The 15,915-nt window shown below is 65.9% G+C and carries 16 protein-coding genes; 10 read left to right on the top strand and 6 right to left on the bottom strand.

All coding sequences use genetic code 11. From position 1 onward, the window contains the following. Window positions 1-16 precede the first annotated feature (16 nt). A complete protein-coding gene (locus ACTJI4_RS10570; protein ID WP_440869321.1) occupies window positions 17-502 on the bottom strand; it encodes a DUF456 domain-containing protein in 486 nt (161 codons plus the stop codon). 230 nt (window positions 503-732) lie between these two features. Between ACTJI4_RS10570 and ACTJI4_RS10575 the strand changes: the two genes are divergently transcribed. Continuing rightward, on the top strand, window positions 733-936 hold the full coding sequence (locus ACTJI4_RS10575; RefSeq protein WP_392921489.1) for a cold-shock protein: 204 nt from the start codon (window positions 733-735) through the stop codon (window positions 934-936). 89 nt (window positions 937-1,025) lie between these two features. On the opposite strand, the gene ACTJI4_RS10580 is transcribed toward ACTJI4_RS10575, so the two are convergent. Continuing rightward, window positions 1,026-1,511 (bottom strand): glycine zipper 2TM domain-containing protein, encoded by a 486-nt coding sequence (locus ACTJI4_RS10580; RefSeq protein ID WP_392921492.1) that lies wholly within the window; start codon window positions 1,509-1,511, stop codon window positions 1,026-1,028. A gap of 121 nt (window positions 1,512-1,632) precedes the next feature. Continuing rightward, window positions 1,633-2,070, bottom strand: coding sequence for a hypothetical protein (locus ACTJI4_RS10585; protein WP_440869322.1), 438 nt, complete (start codon window positions 2,068-2,070; stop codon window positions 1,633-1,635). Window positions 2,071-2,164: 94 nt separating this feature from the next. Between ACTJI4_RS10585 and ACTJI4_RS10590 the strand changes: the two genes are divergently transcribed. Further along, window positions 2,165-2,965: a tRNA threonylcarbamoyladenosine dehydratase gene (locus ACTJI4_RS10590; RefSeq protein WP_392921498.1), complete on the top strand. Its 801-nt coding sequence runs from the start codon at window positions 2,165-2,167 to the stop codon at window positions 2,963-2,965. A 174-nt stretch (window positions 2,966-3,139) separates the two neighbouring features. Next, on the top strand, window positions 3,140-4,012 hold the full coding sequence (locus tag ACTJI4_RS10595; protein WP_440869323.1) for a hypothetical protein: 873 nt from the start codon (window positions 3,140-3,142) through the stop codon (window positions 4,010-4,012). A gap of 552 nt (window positions 4,013-4,564) precedes the next feature. Here ACTJI4_RS10595 and ACTJI4_RS10600 read toward each other — a convergent pair. Both ACTJI4_RS10600 and ACTJI4_RS10605 read right to left on the bottom strand, forming a co-directional pair. Beyond that, window positions 4,565-5,329: a TatD family hydrolase gene (locus ACTJI4_RS10600; protein WP_440869324.1), complete on the bottom strand. Its 765-nt coding sequence runs from the start codon at window positions 5,327-5,329 to the stop codon at window positions 4,565-4,567. After that, on the bottom strand, window positions 5,326-5,547 hold the full coding sequence (locus ACTJI4_RS10605; RefSeq protein ID WP_068853007.1) for a DUF6116 family protein: 222 nt from the start codon (window positions 5,545-5,547) through the stop codon (window positions 5,326-5,328). The genes ACTJI4_RS10600 and ACTJI4_RS10605 overlap by 4 nt, the downstream gene beginning before the upstream one ends. A gap of 161 nt (window positions 5,548-5,708) precedes the next feature. Here ACTJI4_RS10605 and ACTJI4_RS10610 point away from each other — a divergent pair, with 161 nt between their 5' ends. The 7 genes from ACTJI4_RS10610 (at window position 5,709) to ACTJI4_RS10640 (ending at window position 14,188) form a co-directional block, all read left to right on the top strand. Further along, on the top strand, window positions 5,709-6,533 hold the full coding sequence (locus ACTJI4_RS10610; protein ID WP_392921510.1) for a glycine zipper 2TM domain-containing protein: 825 nt from the start codon (window positions 5,709-5,711) through the stop codon (window positions 6,531-6,533). 94 nt (window positions 6,534-6,627) lie between these two features. Then, window positions 6,628-7,170, top strand: coding sequence for a GNAT family N-acetyltransferase (locus tag ACTJI4_RS10615; protein ID WP_392921512.1), 543 nt, complete (start codon window positions 6,628-6,630; stop codon window positions 7,168-7,170). A gap of 90 nt (window positions 7,171-7,260) precedes the next feature. Continuing rightward, window positions 7,261-9,540, top strand: a complete 2,280-nt coding sequence (locus tag ACTJI4_RS10620; RefSeq protein ID WP_440869325.1) for a thiamine pyrophosphate-dependent enzyme — start codon at window positions 7,261-7,263, stop codon at window positions 9,538-9,540. Between the two features lie 3 nt (window positions 9,541-9,543). Continuing rightward, on the top strand, window positions 9,544-11,487 hold the full coding sequence (gene asnB, locus ACTJI4_RS10625) for an asparagine synthase (glutamine-hydrolyzing) (RefSeq protein WP_440869326.1): 1,944 nt from the start codon (window positions 9,544-9,546) through the stop codon (window positions 11,485-11,487). A gap of 80 nt (window positions 11,488-11,567) precedes the next feature. Further along, entirely contained in the window at window positions 11,568-12,128 is a 561-nt protein-coding gene (locus tag ACTJI4_RS10630) for an NADPH-dependent FMN reductase (RefSeq protein WP_440869327.1), read from the top strand. A gap of 233 nt (window positions 12,129-12,361) precedes the next feature. Then, window positions 12,362-13,786 (top strand): replicative DNA helicase, encoded by a 1,425-nt coding sequence (locus ACTJI4_RS10635; protein ID WP_392921523.1) that lies wholly within the window; start codon window positions 12,362-12,364, stop codon window positions 13,784-13,786. A 189-nt stretch (window positions 13,787-13,975) separates the two neighbouring features. Then, window positions 13,976-14,188 carry a hypothetical protein gene (locus ACTJI4_RS10640; RefSeq protein WP_440869328.1) on the top strand — a complete coding sequence of 71 codons (213 nt, stop codon included), beginning with the start codon at window positions 13,976-13,978 and terminating at the stop codon, window positions 14,186-14,188. 250 nt (window positions 14,189-14,438) lie between these two features. Here ACTJI4_RS10640 and lpdA read toward each other — a convergent pair whose 3' ends face one another. Further along, a complete protein-coding gene (gene lpdA / locus ACTJI4_RS10645) occupies window positions 14,439-15,875 on the bottom strand; it encodes a dihydrolipoyl dehydrogenase (RefSeq protein WP_440869329.1) in 1,437 nt (478 codons plus the stop codon). Window positions 15,876-15,915: the final 40 nt, after the last annotated feature.

A 15,915-nucleotide genomic window follows, 5' to 3' on the forward strand; every position in this document is an offset into this window, starting at 1 on the left:
GTGAAGCCGGTCGGGCTCAGAAGAACCACGCGAATGCGAAGATGCCCAGCATGGCGATCACCAGCGCCAGCTTGAGCGCCAGGCCCAGCAGGATACCCAGCCAGGTGGCAAGGCCCACTTTGGTCGAGCGCCCCAGTTCACGGGTATGCCAGTACTCACCGAGCAGCGCGCCAACCAGTGGGCCGACGAACAGCCCGATCGGCATGAAGAGCAGCCCGACGATGCTGCCCACGAAGGTGCCCCACAGCGCCTTGCGGCTGGCACCCACCCGCCTGGCGCCGACCACCGTAGCCAGCACGTCCACCGCGAATGAGGTCAGGGTGAGCAGACCCAGCACGGTCAGCGGCACCCAGCCCACGTGCAAGAAGCCGTCAGCCCAGGCTGCCACCAGCAGGCCTGCGAATACCAGTGGGATGCCGGGGAGGGCAGGCAGAACGATGCCGGCGATCCCCACCAGGACCAGCAGCGCGGCGATCAGGTAAAAGATGAATGAAGGGTCCATGCTGTCCAGTATGGTGGCCTGTTTGGGGTTGACATATGTGAAATAAGGCAGTTGCTTTTTCGTTTGGCCCGGGTTAAGTTGCAGGCGCTGAGCTTGGCAAGGTCACCGTGGATCGTGGCCTGATGATGGTAGATCTTCCGATCCGCTCCATCGATGCACCTCGCTTCCCCCTTGCTTGTCAGCCGCCCACAAGGCGTAACCAACTACAAGTCAGTCAGGGAGTAAGGAAGATGTCAGAGAGGGGCACCGTCAAGTGGTTCAATGACGCGAAGGGTTTCGGGTTCATCAGCCGTGAAAGCGGCGAGGACGTGTTCGTGCACTTCCGTGCAATTGAATCCCAGGGCTTCAAGAGCCTGAAGGAAGGCCAAGCGGTTGAATTCGAAGTGGTCAATGGCCAGAAGGGCCTGCAGGCCGACAAGGTGAAGCCGCTCTAAGCGCTCACTGTTTCGGAGTCAGCGAAACATGGAAAGGGCCCGCGCAAGCGGGCCCTTTGCTTTGAAGCGGCAGCGGGCGACGCAGCCGATCAGCGCAGCACTACCCGGCCGTTGACCACGCGCACGTAGGTATTCTCGCGGATCCCACCCAGGTCGCGCTGGTTGACCACCACCGTCCGGCCATCATCCATGCGCACGGTGATGTCGAACGTATCGCTGGTCACATTCTTCTGGATCTGGTTGCCGGCCAGCGCACCACCGACCGCGCCTGCGGCTGCGGCGATGTTCTGGTTGCCCTTGCTGCCGCCGGTGTGGTCGGAGATTTCATGACCCGCCACCGCGCCGACCAGGCCGCCGAGGATCGCGCCGGTAGCGCTTGGCGCGGTGCGGCCGGAAGCGACCTGGTTGATCCGGGTGACGATGCCGCAATCGGCACAGCGGTTGGTGTTGTAACCGGCGCTGTTGCCGTAGCCACTGTTGTAACCGCCACCGCCACCGTAGCCAGGCGAGGTGGTGGCGCAGCCGGCCAGCGCGACGGTGGCAACGGCAGCGGCAGCAATGAGTTGGATCTTCATGGTGGTTCTCCTGGCCAGAAGGGGTGGTAGTGAATGCGTCTGGGGCGCATGGCGCAGATCCTGTCGTGTGCTGCGTGAACAGCGTGCCAATCCGGCGCCTGCTTCGTGGCTGCCAGATGAATCAGCGGAAATCCTGGTGGCAGGCCTTGCAGTCGGTCTGGAGGTCTTCGACCAGCCGCCCCATGGCCACGCAGTCGGTGGGCGGCGCCGTCAGCGCGGTGTTGAGCGTGGCGCGCAGGCTGCTGGCGTGCTGTTGGAACTGCGCACTGTCCTTCAGGTCAGGGAACGCCAGGTCCAGGTCGTTGGACAGCGAGCGCAGGGTCTGCAGGCGCGGCACGCTGTCGGCCAGGCTGCAGCGGTTCTGCGCCTGCGCATCGCGCAACAGCGCCACCTGGCGCTCCATCACGTGCATCAGGCTGCCGGGGAACGGGTCCTGGCGGGCCTGGATCGCCCGAGACACCATCACCGTGGCGACCAGGCCGATCACCAGCCCCAGGCCTGCGACAAACAGATAGCGGTAAGCGGCGGACGGGCGTCGGGCAGGGACGGGGGCGTTCATGCGGGTGGCTTCCTTGTGGGTGGCTCGCTGCATCCTACCGCTGGCCGCATCACGAACGTACGTGGCGGGCCCCGCGCCGTCTAAAATAGGCGGCATGAACGACGTATTGCGCGAACGCTTTGCCGGCATCGACCGGTTGTATGGGGTGGGCACCGTAGACCAGCTGTCGCAGCGCCGGGTGGCGGTGGTCGGCATGGGCGGGGTGGGCTCGTGGGTGGTGGAAGCCCTGGCGCGCACGGCGGTGGGGCACCTGACCCTGATCGACGCCGACGACATCTGCGTGTCCAACACCAACCGCCAGCTGCCGGCCCTTGCCGGGCAGTACGGGCGCAACAAGGCCGAGGCGATGGCCGAGCGCTGCCTTGCGATCAACCCCGACATCAGCGTTGATCCGGTTGCCTCGTTCCTGACCGTGTCGAACATGGTCGAGCTGCTGGACCGTGATTTCGACCTGGTGATCGACGCCTGCGACAGCTTCCGGGTCAAGGTGGAAACCATTGCCTGGTGCCGCCGCCGCAAATTGCCGATCCTCACCGTGGGCGCGGCCGGTGGCCGCACCGACCCGACCCTGGTGCGCATCCGTGACGTCTCGCGCACCGAGCACGACGCCATGCTGGCCCTGATCCGCAAGAAGCTGCGCAGCGATTTCAACTTCCCGAAGAACGCCTCGCGCTACTTCGGCGTGCCGGCGGTGTATTCGCTGGAGAACGTGAAGTACCCGCAGGCCGATGGCAGCGTGTGCGGCGTGCGCCCGCAGCTGGGCGCCGATGCCGCATTGAAGCTGGACTGCGGCGCCGGGCTGGGCGCGGCCACGCATATCACTGGTGCGTTCGCGTTCGCAGCGGTGGGCAAGGCGCTGGAGATGCTTTTGAAGAGCAAGCCTGCCGGGGTCTAGCGCATCGAGCTACTGCCTTGCGTTTTCGCCCCCGTATTCGCCTTACGAATTGGCGGGGCGATTCCTCACCTGTGTGCCCGGTTTTCGATGATGCAGGCTAACGATTCAAGCAGACACAATTGACGGCATTGGAAGCGATCTGGAGTCGCTTTGTTTGTGGTCAAGGAGGGTCTGATGCGCGTCCTTTGCGCGGCACTGTTGTTGCTGGTGGGAAGTGGGGCCGGTTATCTCTGGCTCCGAGCTTCCGAATCAGTCGTGGATGCATCATTCAAGTCCGTGCGGATCGGCGCGCCTGCAGAAGCGACGCAGGTGCGCCACAGTTGCCGCAGCAACCCGGCGTCCACGCAGTCGGCAACGCGCAGGCAGTTGATCCAGGGTCGTGCCTATTACATCAAGTCCCCACCGTTGGATCTTGAAGGTGATGCCTTGGAGTTCGTCAGCCAGAGGCTGGCGGCAGCTCGAGGCGGAAGCGGTCTTGCCAGCTATGAAATTCACCTGCGCACCGATTCATGCAGGAGGGTAATGAAGCCCGGCGACCAGGGCGTCTATCTTGCCTATGCGCGGGAAGGCCTTGGTCAGCAATACATGCGCGGTGTGGAAAAGGAGCTTCAGAACTGCGCCAAGCTTCTATCCAGCGGCGATCTGCTGGATGAAAACTGGCTCGAACAGGCTGCCCAGCAAGGCGAAGTTGAAGCGCAGCTGCTGTATGCGCGGGATCCCGCCGCAACGCTTGGAACGTTGGGTGACCTCTTGGCAGACCCTGAGCGAGCACTTGAGTACCGCAGATTGGCGGTCTCCCTCCTCCAGCGCGCTCTGCAGTCAGGAAGCCTGGATGCACTGGATGCGCTTGGCAACATCTACCAGCGCGGCATCCTTGCGCCCAAGGACTTCTCCGCCGCGTATGCACATAAGCTCGCACTTCAGCAGATTGATGCCAAGCCCTCCCGAAGTGCGGAGCTGGCTGAGCTTCGCAGCGTCCTTACTCCGGCTGAAATCTCGTCAGCCGAGGTTGCTGCGAAGGAACTAAGGAAAACGTGCTGCATCTAATGGAGGAAAGTTGCATGGAGCTTTGGAAAATCGCGGTCCTTGCTGTTTCAGTCTGCCTGATTCCGGTTGCAGTCGCTGCATGGTCCATCGGATCCGGAACGAGTACCTTCGGGCCTTTGCATTGCAATACCTGCTGGGGGCAGGGCCCGATTCCTGATGTAGCGACCGACGCATTCCTCAGACATTATGTGAATGCAAACGCCTACCAGGCATATGGAAAAACGTTCTACAAGCAAAACCCCGGCGATAAGATCATCATCTGCAACGGAGAGGTTTGTACAACCTACCAGATGACCGAGCAGGGACTGGAATGCCATCGACCGAAAGAGTATTACGGGCGCGAGACCCGGTGGCGGCAACGGCAGTGGTGGCGGAGGCTCCGGAGGCGGTGGTTACACCGGACCCATCGGCGGAGGCAGTTATGGTGGGGGCGGTTACACGGGCAGCGTTACCGTCGGAGGTCCAACCCCTGAAAAGCCGTCGCGTCCTACACATCAGGACTGAAGCTTCTTCGTGTGGTCGGCCTGGGTCAAAGCCACGCAGGGCGCGGCTCTACCTGATGGCGAACAGCCGGCGTGCGTTGGCGGAGGTCTGCTCGGCAATCCCGGCCACCGTTTCTCCGCGCAACTTCGCCACGGTTTCTGCAATCACCGTCAATCGTGCCGGCTCGTTGCGCTCGCCGCGGATGCCGGCGTCCGGCTGGTCTGGCGCATCGGTTTCCAGCAGCAGCTGCTCGATCGGCAGCTGGGCCACCAGCCGCTGCAGGCGCTGGGCGCGGTCATAGGTCAGCGGGCCGCCCAGCCCGACCAGGAAACCCAGCTTGTGCAGCTGCGCGGCCTGTTCCGGGCTGCCCGGGAAGCTGTGGATCACGCCGCGTAATCCGCCGACCTGTTTGATTGCCGCGATCACCGCGTCCACCGCGCGCCGGGCGTGCACGATCACCGGCAGGTCGAACTCCCGCGCGATCCGCAACTGGCCGTCGAAGTAGAACTTCTGCAGTTCGGCATCCAGCCCGTCCACGAAGAAATCCAGCCCGCATTCGCCCACCGCGCACGGTTGCTCGCGCACGATCCACTCCCGCAGCTGCTCAAGGTGCTCCGGCCGGTGCTCGTCCAGGAACATCGGGTGCAGCCCGTAGGCCGGGTACAGCCCTTCCGCCAGCTGGCAGGTATCGCGCAGCTTCGGCCAGCTGGCTGCGGTAACTGCCGGCAGCAGCTGGGTGCGCACGCCAGCAACCTGCGCGCGCGCGATCACCTGGGCGCGGTCGGGGTCGAACTCGTCCGCGTCCAGGTGGCAGTGGCTGTCGACCAGGCTCACGCGTCGCGCCGGTCCAAGCGCGGCGGCAGGGTATCGCTGCGCCGCTTCCAGTTGGCCAGCAGCAGCGTGCCCAGCCCGAACAGGATTTCATCCACGAACGGAATCGGGTCTGGAATGAAGAGCGTTACCGCGAACAGCGCGGCGGTGATCTTGAACAGCGTGGGGTAACGCAGTCCGCGCGCCCATTTCATGACGGGTAGCAGCAGGGGACCGGGCATCGCACTCTCCTCGACAAGTGGTGTAAACGCTATCACGAGCCCTGCAACGACAGAACCTGAATGGGGAGGCGGGTCGTAAGCGTCATGTGGAGATACCGTTCAGGGTGCGCATGCTGGAATCCGCATCAAGAACGTTGCGGATCGTCCGCAGGGAGTCGGATATGAACAGCACAACTACTACTGCCTTGGTCGCTGCAGGCGCCCTGCTGGTTGGCGGCATCGCCACCGCCGCCTTCATGAAAAGCGGTAATTCCGCCGACCCGGTTACCGCCGCCCAGACCCGCCCGAACCTCGACACCACCCCGCTGGCCGACGACGGTGTACGCACCGACGAACTCGCCGTGGACAAGGCCGGACGCCTGGAATACGCCGACGTGGTCAAGGTTGATCCGCTGACCCAGAAGGAAAAGGCCTACGCCACCGTGATCGGCACTGAGCCGGTGCGCGAGACGTCCACCACCCAGACCCCGCACGAGGTCTGCAACGACGTGGTGGTGCAGGAGCGCCTGCCGGAACGCGACGGCAACGTCGGCGGCACCGTAGCCGGCGCAGTCATTGGTGGCCTGCTGGGCAACCAGGTGGGCGGCGGCAACGGCCGCAAGGCCGCCACCGCCGCCGGCGCCGTCGCAGGCGGCATGATCGGCAACCAGGTGGACAAGCGCCACGTCGGTGGCCGCGTGGTCAACCGCACCGAGCGCCAGTGCCACACCGAGACGGCCACTTCCGAATCGACCAGGGTCACCGGCTATAACGTGACCTACCGCAATGAAGACGGCACCACCGGCACCATGCGCATGGCCAGCAAGCCGGGCAACCGCATCGCCATGGGCACCACCAACAACGTCACCGGTTACAACGTGACCTACCGCTATGACGGCGTTGAAAAGACCGTCAAGATGGCCAACAAGCCCAGCAGCGACCGTCTGCCGGTGGTGGATGGCCAGCTGGTGACCCAGACCGCTGCGCTGGATACCGCCCGCCAGTAATCGGGGCGCTGTGCAGTACATACGAAGAGGCCGGCATGTTGCCGGCCTCTTTCGTTCTGCGAAGATGGCACCCGGCTTACCAATGGGGTACCCGATGAGCATTTTCGACCTGCGCCTGGAAACCGACCGGCTGATCCTGCGCCCGCCGCGCGCGGAGGACTTCAACGCCTTCCTGCAGTTCTGCACCGATCCGCAGGTGATGCAGCACCTGGGCGGCGTGCAGGCGCCGTCGCAGGCCTGGCGCAGTTTCAGCTGCCTGGCGGGCAGTTGGCACCTGTATGGCTTCTCGATGTTTTCGGTGATCGAGAAAAGCAGCGGCGACTGGGTGGGGCGCATGGGGCCGTGGCAACCGCTGGACTGGCCGGGCACTGAAGTCGGCTGGAGCGTGCGCCACGCCAGCTGGGGCAGGGGCTACGCACCGGAGGCGGCGGTGGCGGCCATCGACTGGGCGTTCGATACGCTCGGCTGGGACGAGGTGATCCACACCATCGACGCGGCCAATGAGAACTCCAAGGCGGTCGCGCGCAAGCTCGGCAGCACGCTGCTGCGCATGGGTGAACTGCCGCCACCGCACGATGGCAAGCCGATCGAGATCTGGGGGCAGTCGCGGGACCAGTGGAGAAGCAGACGCCGCTAGGCCCTGTTTTGTGCACCTGCGCTTGGCAAGCGGCGCCGATTGCGGCGATGCTCGGCGCGGTCGTCCGTTCGGCTCAGCTGGAGGGTGTGCATGGTTGCCGTGGTTCCCGATCCGATTCCCGCGCGCATGAAGGGCCTGAACCGGGCCGAGATCTGCGACGCCAACTTCATCGACTTCGTGCAGCACTGGGATGGCCACGCTGCGCCACGCCCCGCCGACGATGCGCCGATCCTGCCGGGCAGCACGCTGGACGCGCAGGGCTTCGATGCGCTGTTCGAGTCGCAGCTGGTCAGCCGTCACCTGGACCTGATGGCGCGCGTGCTGCGCGTGCAGAACAAGGTCTTCTACACCATCGGATCATCCGGCCACGAAGGCAATGCGTTGGTAGCCCGGCTGGCCCGGCACACCGATCCGGCGTTCCTGCATTACCGCTCCGGCGCGTTCATGGCCGAGCGCTTCCGCCAGCTGCCGGGCATGGACCCGGTGACGGACGCGGCGCTGTCCTTCGCCGCCAGCCGCGACGATCCGGCCAGCGGCGGGCGCCACAAGGTATGGGGCAGCAAGCCGCTGTGGGTGCTGCCGCAGACCTCGACCATCGCCTCGCACCTGCCGAAGGCGCTGGGCACCGCGCTGGCCATCGAAACCGCCCGCCGCATCGGCCATGGCCTGCCGATTCCCGACGACAGCGTGGTGATCTGCTCCTTCGGCGATGCCTCGGCCAACCACGCCACCGCGCAGACCGCGTTCAACACCGCCGCCTGGGCCGCCTACCAGCGCCTGCCGGCTCCGGTGCTGTTCGTGTGCGAGGACAATGGCATCGGCATTTCGGTGAAGACGCCGGACGGGTGGATTGCCGACAGCTTCAGTCACCGGCCCGGACTGGACTACTTCTTCGCCGATGGCCTGGACCTGGCCAGCGGCCACGCGCAGGTGCAACGCGCGCTGGACCACTGCCGCCGCACCCGACGCCCGACCTTCCTGCACCTGCGCACCACGCGGTTGATGGGCCATGCGGGGACCGATTTCGAGATCGAATGGCGGCCGCTGCCGGAGCTGTGCGCGGCAGAGGCGGCCGATCCACTGCTGCGCTCGGCGCAGATTGCGTTGGAGTCCGGTTGGATGACGCCCGCCCAGGTGCTGGCGCGTTATGAGGCGATGCGCGCGCGCTGTTTTGCCGCCGCCGACGCGGCCGACCAGCGGCCCAAGCTGGGCGGGCTGGCCGAGATCATGGCGCCGCTGGCGCCGTACACGCCCGCTGCCGTGCATGCCGAAGCCCGCCGCGTGCCGGCGGCGGAGGCGCGCGAGGCGGTGTTCGGCAGCGCGGCGCAGCTGCCGGAACGGCAGCCGCCGCGACACCTGGCGATCCAGATCAATCAGGCGCTGCACGACCTGCTGTGCAAGTACCCCTCGTCACTGCTGTTCGGGGAGGATGTCGCGCAGAAGGGCGGGGTGTACACGGTCAGCAAGGGCCTGCTGAAGGCATTCGGCCCGCGTCGGGTGTTCAACACGCTGCTGGATGAAACCATGATCCTGGGCATGGCCCAGGGCCTGGCCAACCTGGGCATGCTGCCGGTTCCGGAAATCCAGTACCTGGCCTACCTGCACAACGCCGCCGACCAGCTGCGCGGAGAGGCCTGTTCGCTGCAGTTCTTCTCCAACGACCAATACCGCAACCCGATGCTGGTGCGCATTGCCGGGCTGGGCTACCAGAAGGGCTTCGGCGGCCACTTCCACAACGACAACTCGATCGCCGCGCTGCGCGACATTCCCGGGCTGGTGGTCGGCTGCGCCTCGCGCGGCGATGACGCGGCCATGATGCTGCGCACGCTGGCGGCGCTGGCCCAGGTCGATGGGCGGGTGGCGGTGTTCCTGGAGCCCATCGCGCTGTACATGACCAAGGACCTGCACGCGCCGGGCGACGGCCAGTGGCTGTTCCCGTATCCCGCGCCGGACCAGGCGCTGGTGCTCGGGGAAGGGCGCGTGTATGCACCAGAGGCCAACGACCTGGTGATCTTCACCTACGGCAACGGCGTGCCGATGAGTCTGCGTGCTGCGCGCACTCTCGAGGCCGAACTGGGCTGGCAGGTGCGGGTGGTCGACCTGCGCTGGCTGGTGCCGCTCAACGCCGGCTTCATCGCCGAGCAGGGGGCCGACGCCCAGCGGGTGCTGGTGGTGGACGAGGGCCGGCACAGCGCCGGGGTGGGCGAGGGCGTGATCACCGCGCTGGTCGAGGCGGGGCTGGGCCACCTGCCGCTGCAGCGCGTCTGCGGCGCCGACACGTATACGCCGCTGGCGGGGGCAGCAATGTGCGTGCTTCCAAGCGACAATGCGGTAACAAGCGCCGCGCGGATGTTGGCGCAGGACCATTGACGCATGTGTGGACTGGCAGGAATGTTGCTGGCCGCCCCGGTACGGGAGCAGGCCGCGTTGGAACAGCAGGCGCGCCGCATGGGCGATGCGCTGGTACACCGTGGGCCGGATGACAGCGGAGTGTGGGCCGACGCGGCCAGCGGGATCGCGCTGGCGCACCGCCGGCTGAGCATCCTGGACCTGTCGCCGCTGGGCCATCAGCCGATGGCGTCCGACGATGGCCGTTACGTGCTGGCCTACAACGGCGAGATCTACAACTTTGCCGCGCTGCGCCTGGAGCTGGAGGAACGCGGCCATGCGTTCCGCGGGCATTCCGACACCGAAGTGCTGCTGGCCGCGTTCGTGGCCTGGGGCCTGGACGAGACCCTGCAGCGCGCCAACGGCATGTTCGCCATCGCCCTGTGGGACCGCGCCGAGCAGTGCCTGTGGCTGGCCCGCGACCGGGTCGGCAAGAAACCGCTGTACTACGGCTGGGCCGGCGACACGCTGGTGTTCGGTTCGGAGCTGAAGGCGCTGTGGCAGCACCCCGCGTTCGACAACGACATTGACCGCGATGCGCTCACGCTGCTGATGCGGCTGGACTACATTCCCGCGCCGCACTGCATCCACGAACGCTGTTTCAAGCTGATGCCGGGCCGGGTACTGCGCCTGGATGCCGCCGCAGTGGCCGCCGGTGCAGCCACGCACCGCCCCGACCAGCAGCAGCTGCCGTTCTGGAACGCGCGTGAGCGCATGCAGCAGGCGCTGGCCTCGCCGTTCGTGGGCACCGACGAGGACGCCGAGAACCAGCTCGATGCCCTGCTGCGAGATGCGGTCGGGCTGCGCATGGTGGCGGATGTGCCGGTGGGCGTGTTCCTCTCTGGCGGTACCGATTCATCGGTGGTGGCGGCGCTGATGCAGTCGCAGTCGTCCACGCCGGTCCACAGTTTCAGTATCGGGTTCCAGGGTTCTGACCACGACGAGGCGCCGCTGGCCAAGGCCCTGGCCACGCACCTGGGCACCGACCACACCGAGCTGTATGTCAGCGGCGCCGATGCGCTGGCGGTGGTGCCCGAACTGCCGGCGATGTTTGACGAGCCGTTCGCCGATGCGTCGCAGGTGCCCACCGCGCTGGTGGCACGACTGGCGCGCAGTGCGGTGACCGTGGCGCTGTCCGGCGATGGCGGCGATGAACTGTTCTTCGGCTACAGCCGCTACCAGCGCGCGCTGCGCAACTGGACGCTGCTGGGCCGGGTGCCGGCACCGCTGCGGCGCTGGATGGCGGCCCATTCGCAGACCCAGGGCGAGGCGTCACGCACGGGCGGATTGGCTGCGCTGCTGGCCGAAACCGGGGCGCGCGGCATCGGTGATGTGTACCGCAACCGTATTTCGCGCTGGCGTGACCCGGTATCGGCAGTGATCGGCGCGCGCGGCGCGGGCAGCTTCTATGACCTGGCCGACCCGCTGCACGGCGCCGGCTCCCCGGCCGACGCGATGATGCTGGCCGATTTCAGCACCTACCTGCCCGATGACCTGCTGTGCAAGGTGGACCGTACCAGCATGGCGGTCAGCCTGGAGGCGCGCGCGCCGCTGCTGGACTGGCGCGTGGCCGAATTCGCCTGGTCGCTGCCGCTGTCGATGAAGCAGCGCGATGGGGTGAGCAAGTACATGCTGAAGCGGGTGCTGGGCCGTTATGTGCCGCAGGAGATGGTGCACCGGCCCAAGCGCGGCTTCGGCGCGCCGGTCAGCGCGTGGCTGAAGGGCGACCTGCGCGGTTGGGCCGATGAGCTGCTGGATCCGGCGCGGCTGCAGGCCGAAGGGGTGTTCCATGTGGATGCCATCGTTCCGCTGTGGAAGCAGTTCCAGCAGGGTGAGCGCAAATGGCATACCCACCTGTGGAACGTATTGATGTTCCAAGCCTGGCAGGCGCATTGGAAGCAGGTGCGGGCAGCGGTGGTGAACGCCTGACCGCGCATCGCCGTGGTTCCTTCACCGCCCCGAACGCTGCTGCGGCCTAGGCTGGGTGTTCCCATTACTGGAGACCCCCCATGGCCCAACCCACCATCGCCGTGCTGGTCGGCAGCCTGCGTACCGGCTCGCACAACCAGGCCCTGGCCCATGCGCTGGAGAAGCTGGCCGCCGGCAAGGCCAGCTTCGAGTACGTGCAGATCGGCGACCTGCCGCTGTACAACCAGGACTTCGACAAGGACTACCCGGCCGAAGGCCTGCGCCTGAAGGAGCAGATCCGCAAGGCCGATGCGGTGCTGTTCGTCACCCCTGAATACAACCGCTCGGTGCCGGGCGTGCTCAAGAACGCCATCGACCTGGGCTCGCGCCCCTACGGCCACAGTGCCTTCGCCGGCAAGCCCGCTGCGGTGATCGGCGCCTCCGTCGGCGTGATCGGCACCGCGCTGGCCCAGCAGCACCTGCGCAACATCCTGGCCTACCTGGACATGCCGGTGCTCGGCCAGCCGGAGGCGTTCATTCATTTCAAGGAGGGCCTGATCGACGGGCAGGGCACCATCAGCAATGAAGGTACCCGCGACTTCCTGCAGGGCTTCGTCGATAAATTCCTGGCCTGGATCGCCACCCACGGCGGTCAGCATTGAACCGGACGGTTCTGCGATAATGGGGTACCGGCGCACGACCGACGGTCGTGCGCTACCCGGCATGGTCGGTATTCGTCCGGAACCGCAACCGGTAGGGCACGACCGTTGCTCGTGCCACCCTCGCCCGGTGCCCACCGCTATCCACCGCTTATCCACAGGGTTGTGCATGGCTGTGGCGGCCGCTCCGTGCCTACCATGTCCCACGCTCCACTCTGCAGGAAGAACACCCCCTCATGTCCGCCCGCTCTGGCTTCCGTTCCGACCGCAAAGACCGCGGCGACCGCTTTGATCGCGACGAGATGCGCATCGACGCGCTGCGCGTGCCTCCGCATTCGATCGAGGCCGAACAGGCGGTGCTGGGCGGGTTGATGCTGGCCCCGGAAAGTTACGACCGGATCAACGATCAGCTGACCGAAAGCGACTTCTACCGACGCGACCACCAGACCATCTACCGGGCGATCCGCGAGCTGTCCGAACGCGACCGCCCGTTCGATGCGGTGACCCTGGGCGAGTGGTTCGAATCGCAGGGCAAGATGGAGCTGGTGGGCGATGGCGCCTATTTGATCGAGCTGGCCAGCACCACCCCGTCGGCGGCCAACATCTCGGCCTATGCCGAGATCGTGCGCGACAAGGCGGTGCTGCGGCAGCTGATCCAGGTCGGGACCGACATCGTCAACGATGGTTTCCAGCCGGAAGGCCGCGAGAGCAGCGAACTGCTGTCGGCGGCGGAAAAGTCCGTGTTCGCCATCGCCGAACAGGGCGCCCGTGGCCGGACCGATTTCGTGGCGATGCCCGGCGCGCTCAAGGACGCCTTCGAAGAGCTGCGCAACCGCTTCGAGAACGGCGGCAACATCACCGGCCTGCCCACCGGCTATGCGGACTTCGACGCGATGACCGCCGGCCTGCAGCCGACCGACCTGATCATCCTGGCCGCGCGCCCGGCCATGGGCAAGACCACGTTCGCGCTGAACATCGCCGAGTACGCGGCCATCAAGTCCAAGAAGGGCGTGGCGGTGTTCTCGATGGAAATGTCGGCCTCGCAGCTGGCCATGCGCCTGATTTCCTCCAACGGCCGCATCAACGCCCAGCGCCTGCGTACCGGCCAGCTGGAAGACGAGGACTGGAGCCGGGTCACCGGCGCGATCCGCATGCTGAAGGAAACCAAGATCTTCATCGACGATACGCCGGGCGTGTCGCCGGAGATCCTGCGCTCCAAGTGCCGCCGCCTCAAGCGCGAGCACGACCTGGGGTTGATCGTGATCGACTACCTGCAGCTGATGAGCGTGCCGGGCAACAGCGAGAACCGTGCCACCGAAATCTCGGAAATCTCGCGTTCGCTCAAGGGCCTGGCCAAGGAACTGAACGTGCCGGTGATCGCGCTGTCGCAGCTCAACCGCTCGCTGGAAACCCGGACCGACAAGCGCCCGGTGATGGCAGACCTTCGTGAATCCGGCGCAATCGAGCAGGACGCGGACATGATCGTGTTCATCTACCGCGACGATTATTACAACAAGGAAAATTCCCCGGACAAGGGCCTGGCCGAGATCATCATCGGCAAGCACCGAGGCGGCCCGACCGGCTCGTGCAAGCTCAAGTTCTTCGGCGAATACACCCGCTTCGACAACCTCTCGCACGATTCGGTCGGTTCGTTCGAATGAAGGAAGCGCGCACGACCAACGGTCGTGCGCTACCGCGTGGGCGCACGATGGTTGGCGCCGGTAGGTACCGACCGTTGGTCGGTACGCGTTTCGTCGGCGGATCCGGGGTTTCGTCGCAAACCGGTTGAACACGGCTGGGGAGGGCGCCAATGTGGTCCCGCAGCGGCAAGGTGCCGCCTGGAGACCGTCATGAAGACCCTGTTCGCACTGGGCGTGTGGTGCCTGCTGTTCGTGCTGTGCTGGCCGCTGGCGATCCTGGCCCTGCTGGCCTGGCCGTTCGTATGGCTGTTGAGCCTGCCGTTGCGCCTGGTCGGCATCACCTTCTCGGCGCTGTTCGCATTCCTCCGCGCAGTGTTCATGCTGCCGGCCCGCCTGCTCGGCGGCGGGCGAGTGGCAGCGTGATCCGGCCTGGTAGCGTCGGTTGCCAAACGACTGCCATGGACGGTGATCGGTGCTGGGACGCATGACCTGTGCCGGAGAGGCGCCTTCGTCTGAGGTCATGCGTTACCGAACGTTGCAGCGGTATCGGTAGTCGTTTGGGAACCGACTCTACCGATGCGGTTCCATCCCAACGGAATCCGGTGCGGTCACCCGGCAGCCCACAAAAAACCCCGCCGAGGCGGGGTTTTTCGTTGCATCACCACAGGGCCGGTCAGTTGGCCTTGTGGATCGCGCGCTTGCTCACGGCCATGGCGGCGTCGTGGACGACTTCCGACAGGGACGGGTGGGCGTGGCAGATGCGGGCCAAATCGTCGGCCGAACCACTGAACTCCATGGTCAGCACGCCTTCGTGGACCAGCTCGGACACGTTGGCGCCGACCAGGTGCATGCCCAGGATGCGGTCGGTCTCGGCGTGGGCCAGCACCTTCACGAAGCCCGCCGGCTCGATCATCGCCACGGCACGGCCGTTGGCGGCGAACGGGAAGCTGCCGGCCTTGTACGGAATGCCTTCGGCCTTCAGCTGCTGCTCGGTCTTGCCCACCCAGGCCAGTTCGGGCTCGGTGTAGATGACCCACGGGATGGTGTCGAAGTTCACGTGGCCCGGCAGGCCCGCGATCAGTTCAGCCACCGCGATGCCTTCTTCGAAGCCCTTGTGCGCCAGCATCGGGCCGCGCACGCAGTCACCGACCGCCCACACACCGTCCACGCCGGTGTGGCAGTGGTCGTCCACTTCGATCTGGCCGCGTTCGTTGATCCTGACCCCGGTCCCTTCGGCCAGCAGGCCCTTGGTCGCGGCACGGCGGCCCACGGCCACCAGCAGCTTGTCCACCACCAGGCTCTTTTCGCCTTCGGCGTCGGTGTAGGTCAGGGCAACTTCCTTCTTCTTGCCCTTGCCGGTCACTTCGGCCTTCGAGACCTTGGCCCCCAGGCGGATGTCCAGGCCCTGCTTCTTGAATTCCTTGGCGGCGACCTTGGCCACTTCCGTATCGGCGGCGGCCAGGAAGTCCGGCAGGGCTTCCAGGATGGTCACTTCCGAACCCAGGCGCTTCCACACGCTGCCCAGTTCCAGGCCGATCACGCCGGCGCCGATCACGGCCAGGCGGGCCGGGACTTCGGTGAAGTCCAGGCCGCCGACGTTGTCGACGATGGTGTCGCCGTCGAACTTGGCGAACGGCAGTTCGATCGAATCCGAACCGGCGGCGATGATCACGTTGGTGCCCTTCAGCTCGACGATCGAACCGTCGTGCTGGGTGACCTTGACCACGTTGCCCGGCTGCAGCTCACCGAAACCGTAGTAGGCGGCAACCTTGTTGGCCTTGAACAGCATGCCGATGCCACCGGTGAACTGCTTGACGATCTTGTCCTTGCGGCCAATCATCGCCTCGACGTCCATCTTGGCATCCTTGAAGCTGATGCCGTGGTCGCCAAAGATGTGGCCCATGTTCCAGAACTGGCGCGAGGAGTCCAGCAGCGCCTTGGACGGAATGCAGCCCACGCGCAGGCAGGTCCCGCCCAGCGCCGGCTTGCCATCCTTGCCCAGGGCAGCGTCGATGCAGGCGGTCTTCAGACCCAGCTGCGCGGCGCGGATGGCAGCGTGGTAGCCGGCCGGGCCGGCACCGATGACGACAACGTCGAATTGTTCAGCCATTGAAAATTCCTTGATGCTTTACCAGAACCCCTCCGCGCAG

This window comes from Stenotrophomonas sp. 22385 (assembly GCF_052045085.1).
Classification (GTDB): Bacteria; Pseudomonadota; Gammaproteobacteria; order Xanthomonadales; family Xanthomonadaceae; genus Stenotrophomonas.

Bases quoted from the DNA above. Each gene is read 5' to 3' on its own strand.
- ACTJI4_RS10570 (WP_440869321.1), bottom strand. From the start codon at position 502: ATGGACCCTTCATTCATCTTTTACCTGATCGCCGCGCTGCTGGTCCTG.
- ACTJI4_RS10575 (WP_392921489.1), top strand. From the start codon at position 733: ATGTCAGAGAGGGGCACCGTCAAGTGGTTCAATGACGCGAAGGGTTTC.
- ACTJI4_RS10580 (WP_392921492.1), bottom strand. From the start codon at position 1,511: ATGAAGATCCAACTCATTGCTGCCGCTGCCGTTGCCACCGTCGCGCTG.
- ACTJI4_RS10585 (WP_440869322.1), bottom strand. From the start codon at position 2,070: ATGAACGCCCCCGTCCCTGCCCGACGCCCGTCCGCCGCTTACCGCTAT.
- ACTJI4_RS10590 (WP_392921498.1), top strand. From the start codon at position 2,165: ATGAACGACGTATTGCGCGAACGCTTTGCCGGCATCGACCGGTTGTAT.
- ACTJI4_RS10595 (WP_440869323.1), top strand. From the start codon at position 3,140: ATGCGCGTCCTTTGCGCGGCACTGTTGTTGCTGGTGGGAAGTGGGGCC.
- ACTJI4_RS10605 (WP_068853007.1), bottom strand. From the start codon at position 5,547: ATGCCCGGTCCCCTGCTGCTACCCGTCATGAAATGGGCGCGCGGACTG.
- ACTJI4_RS10610 (WP_392921510.1), top strand. From the start codon at position 5,709: ATGAACAGCACAACTACTACTGCCTTGGTCGCTGCAGGCGCCCTGCTG.
- ACTJI4_RS10615 (WP_392921512.1), top strand. From the start codon at position 6,628: ATGAGCATTTTCGACCTGCGCCTGGAAACCGACCGGCTGATCCTGCGC.
- ACTJI4_RS10620 (WP_440869325.1), top strand. From the start codon at position 7,261: ATGGTTGCCGTGGTTCCCGATCCGATTCCCGCGCGCATGAAGGGCCTG.
- asnB (WP_440869326.1), top strand. From the start codon at position 9,544: ATGTGTGGACTGGCAGGAATGTTGCTGGCCGCCCCGGTACGGGAGCAG.
- ACTJI4_RS10630 (WP_440869327.1), top strand. From the start codon at position 11,568: ATGGCCCAACCCACCATCGCCGTGCTGGTCGGCAGCCTGCGTACCGGC.
- ACTJI4_RS10635 (WP_392921523.1), top strand. From the start codon at position 12,362: ATGTCCGCCCGCTCTGGCTTCCGTTCCGACCGCAAAGACCGCGGCGAC.
- ACTJI4_RS10640 (WP_440869328.1), top strand. From the start codon at position 13,976: ATGAAGACCCTGTTCGCACTGGGCGTGTGGTGCCTGCTGTTCGTGCTG.
- lpdA (WP_440869329.1), bottom strand. From the start codon at position 15,875: ATGGCTGAACAATTCGACGTTGTCGTCATCGGTGCCGGCCCGGCCGGC.